Genomic DNA, 3,448 nt, shown 5'->3' with positions numbered 1-3,448 from the left:
GGCGGTTGCCGATATTAAGCTGTACGCCAACATTTGGGTAACGCTCGCAAAACGGGCCTAACAAATGGGGAATAAAATACTTAGAGGTTGTCACTACCGCAAGACGCAACGTTCCCGACTTTAGTTCCCCTAAGTCAGACAAGGAACTTTCAAGTTTGGCAAAACTGTCTAGCACTTCGGTGGCAGTTTTAACCACTTCTAGCCCTGCTTCTGTAAATACCAATTTACGACCTATTACATTGTATAGCGGTAAGCCAATGACATCGGCGAGCTTCTTAAGCTGCATTGAAATGGTCGGCTGAGTGAGGTGCAAATTTTGCGCAGCGCCGCCTACCGTACCGCAATCATACACTGCTAATAAGATCTCTAATTGTCTGAGCGTGCCCATATGGGCTTGTAAGCGTAGTGACATTGTTTACCTTATATAGATTTTTATCTATATAAAAACACATAAACATCTATTTTTATATATAAACATTTTTTGGCACACTGCACAGCATAAAGCCAAGGTCAGTTTGTGACCCTCAATGAATGCTGGAGTCAGTATGAAGCAAGTAAAGCAGAACGTGTTACAAGATAAACAAGCGTTATTTGGTTTATTTACCGCTGCGATAATTTGCACCATTGCATTGACTGGATTAGCGCAAGGGCAGCCTAGCCTAGGGCTTTTAAGTGTTGGTGTTGGTATTGCCGCACTAATCTGCCTGTCATTGATATCAAAACGGGTTCGCCAATACCGAGTTTCTCAGCTGCTAAATGCAAAAGTTGGCTCACCTCCCCTTAAGGGACACTAAGATGCAGTTAGATATCACTATCGCCTTTTTCATCTTAGGTGTGCTGGCAACCTTAGTGAAAGCCAATATTCAATTTCCTAAGGCATTATATCAGTCATTAACCTTGTTTCTATTAATTGCTATTGGCCTTAAGGGCGGTGTTGCATTAGCAGAATATGGCAATGCACAACTATTACCACAATCGTTATGGGTGATTGGCTTGGGGTTGCTCATTCCCTTGATTGCCTTTCCTGTATTGAGATTTGTCGGTCAGTTAAATAAACAAGATTCAGCGTCGATAGCTGCACACTATGGTTCGGTCAGTATTGGTACTTATGCAGTGGCAGTGTCGTTTCTAGAATCGCAAAATATCGAGTACGAAGCCTATTTCCCACTATTTGTGGTGCTACTAGAGATCCCCGCTATTATCGTCGGCATTGGGCTTGCCCAGCAAGCTGGTGAAAAAATTAAATGGCGAGCGCTACTGCATGAAGTGTTTTGTAATCAAAGCCTAGTGATCATGGTCGGTGCGCTGCTGATAGGTTACTGGGGCGCGGGTCGAGTGAGCACCGTCACACCACTGTTTTTTGAGTTATTCCATGGCGTACTAGCACTCTTTTTACTCGAGATGGGGATGTTGGCTGCCAGCCGTATAAAAGATTTAAAGCAGATGGGTAACTTTATGTTGTCTTTTGGTGTAGCAATGCCCTTGGTCGGGGGATTTTTAGGCTGCCTACTCGGCGTACAGATGGAGCTGAGCTTTGGCGGAGCAACCCTACTTGGCGTGCTAGGTGGAAGTGCATCATATATTGCAGTACCCGCAGCGATGCGGGTGGCCGTCCCCAAAGCGAATCAAAGCTTATCTATTACTTATTCACTGGCAATCACATTCCCGTTTAATGTGTTAGTTGGTATTCCAACCTACGCGTTGTTCACATTTTGGTTAACTAATTAAAATTATGAGGCAATTATGACACAAGCAAAAGTCGCGATTATTATGGGCTCTCAAAGTGACTGGCCAACCATGAAAAATGCTACCACAGTGTTAGAAGCATTAGAGGTAGAGTTTGATGCGCAGGTGGTATCGGCTCATCGTACACCAGAGCGTTTAATTGAGTTTAGTAAGCAAGCAGCAAACAACGGTGTAAAGGTGATCATTGCTGGTGCTGGCGGCGCTGCGCACCTCCCCGGAATGACCGCGGCTATGACTCACCTGCCAGTGATTGCCGTACCAGTATCGAGTAAAGCGTTAAAAGGCATGGACAGCTTGCTATCTATAGTGCAAATGCCAAAAGGTGTCGCGGTAGCGACTCAGGCAATTGGCGATCCAGGTGCTTACAATGCAGGCTTAATGGCGGTGCAAATTTTAGCTCTTGGTGATAAAGCACTTACCGAACGCTTATGTCACTGGCGTGCGAAGCAAACAGCCAATGTGCCAGTGGAGGTAGAGTAATGCACATCGCAATTATTGGTTGTGGCCAACTAGCAAGAATGATAGCGCTAGCTGGCATGCCGTTGGGAATAAATTTCAGTTTTGTTAACGACAATGCTTCAGACAGCGACACCGCATGTGTCGACGGGTTAGGCAGCGTGGTTATCTGGCAAACAGGTGATAATATTGGTCAGTTATATCAATCTTTGGGTCGCCCAGATGTCGTTAGCGTAGAAAAAGAGCAGGTGGAGCTGTCCTTGCTGCGAGGGCTAGCACTTTATTGCACTACTCATCCGAACGTTGACAGTGTTGCAAAATGCAAAAGCCGCATTAAGCAGAAGCAGTTACTTCGTGAGCTGAACATTCCATGCGCTGACTTTTCCCACGGACAAGCTGTAAGCTCACTGGGTGAAAGACTGGGCTTTCCTTTGGTGATCAAATCACTTGAGGAGGGTTATGATGGCAAAAATCAATGGGTCATCCGCAATAGAGACGATTTAGTCAATGCCTCCCCCAAGATAGCACCGGACTCCTATCTTGCTGAGCAGTTTGTTCATTTTGAGCGTGAAGTGTCGATTATAGGTGCCAGAGACGTACGAGGTAACATTCGCTGCTATCCTCTCACCGAAAATCAGCACGACAAAGGCATTTTATTAGCTTCTATGGCTCCGGCTCAAAAAGTTAGCCCTGCAATGACCAACGCCGCTGAAGACTATTTTAGCCGTCTCGTTAAGCATCTTGATTATGTCGGCGTGTTAGCCATTGAGTTGTTTGTGATAAATGGGGAATTACTAGTCAACGAGCTAGCACCAAGGGTACATAATAGTGGCCATTGGACCCAACTTGGTGGTCAAACTTGTCAATTTGAAAACCATATTCGTGCTATTGCCGGGTTGCCGTTGGGTAACACAGAAGTGCAAGGGAATGTTGGTATGCTCAACCTTTTAGGCACTAATAACCCTCCCATGAATAGCCTTACCGCCAGCTCTAGTTTGCATTGGTACAACAAACAACCTAAACCGAATCGTAAGCTTGGCCATATCAACTTCAGTGCAAGCAACCACGCGACGTTACAACAGCAAATGGCTAGTGCCGCGGCGAGTATTGATATTAATCGCTAACAGCAACGTAGTGTATTGACCAGCTATATAGAAGTTTTACATTACAAAAGTATGCCTACATTATATTTTACATATTGAACTAAACGACCAACGTAACTAATAAAGGGCATAAACGGGTTAGA

The 3,448-nt window shown here is 45.0% G+C and carries 5 protein-coding genes; 4 read left to right on the top strand and 1 reads right to left on the bottom strand.

All coding sequences use genetic code 11. The features are described from left to right. Positions 1-412: LysR family transcriptional regulator (locus CXF82_RS00870; protein ID WP_145991625.1), on the bottom strand; the 412-nt coding region annotated here is incomplete at its 3' end. 133 nt (positions 413-545) lie between these two features. On the opposite strand from CXF82_RS00870, the gene CXF82_RS00865 reads away from it, so the two are divergent. From CXF82_RS00865 to CXF82_RS00850, 4 genes are read left to right on the top strand one after another with little or no spacing between them, the layout of a single operon-like run. Next, the gene (locus CXF82_RS00865; protein WP_101091687.1) at positions 546-794 is read left to right on the top strand and encodes a hypothetical protein; all 249 of its coding nucleotides are present in this window, start codon (positions 546-548) and stop codon (positions 792-794) included. A 1-nt stretch (position 795) separates the two neighbouring features. Next, a complete protein-coding gene (locus CXF82_RS00860; RefSeq protein ID WP_101091688.1) occupies positions 796-1,728 on the top strand; it encodes a sodium-dependent bicarbonate transport family permease in 933 nt (310 codons plus the stop codon). A 15-nt stretch (positions 1,729-1,743) separates the two neighbouring features. Continuing rightward, entirely contained in the window at positions 1,744-2,226 is a 483-nt protein-coding gene (purE, locus tag CXF82_RS00855) for a 5-(carboxyamino)imidazole ribonucleotide mutase (RefSeq protein ID WP_101091689.1), read from the top strand. Next, the gene (locus CXF82_RS00850; RefSeq protein ID WP_102043511.1) at positions 2,226-3,326 is read left to right on the top strand and encodes a 5-(carboxyamino)imidazole ribonucleotide synthase; all 1,101 of its coding nucleotides are present in this window, start codon (positions 2,226-2,228) and stop codon (positions 3,324-3,326) included. The genes purE and CXF82_RS00850 overlap by 1 nt, the downstream gene beginning before the upstream one ends. Positions 3,327-3,448 lie beyond the last annotated feature (122 nt).

It is taken from the genome of Shewanella sp. GutDb-MelDb (assembly GCF_002836075.1).
Taxonomy (GTDB): domain Bacteria; phylum Pseudomonadota; class Gammaproteobacteria; order Enterobacterales; family Shewanellaceae; genus Shewanella.
Note: the sequence above shows the minus strand (reverse complement) of the source record. Positions and strands in the feature narration are given on the sequence as shown.

Excerpts from the sequence above, each read along its gene's own strand:
- purE (WP_101091689.1), top strand. The coding sequence starts at position 1,744 with ATGACACAAGCAAAAGTCGCGATTATTATGGGCTCTCAAAGTGACTGG.
- CXF82_RS00850 (WP_102043511.1), top strand. The coding sequence starts at position 2,226 with ATGCACATCGCAATTATTGGTTGTGGCCAACTAGCAAGAATGATAGCG.
- CXF82_RS00865 (WP_101091687.1), top strand. The coding sequence starts at position 546 with ATGAAGCAAGTAAAGCAGAACGTGTTACAAGATAAACAAGCGTTATTT.
- CXF82_RS00860 (WP_101091688.1), top strand. The coding sequence starts at position 796 with ATGCAGTTAGATATCACTATCGCCTTTTTCATCTTAGGTGTGCTGGCA.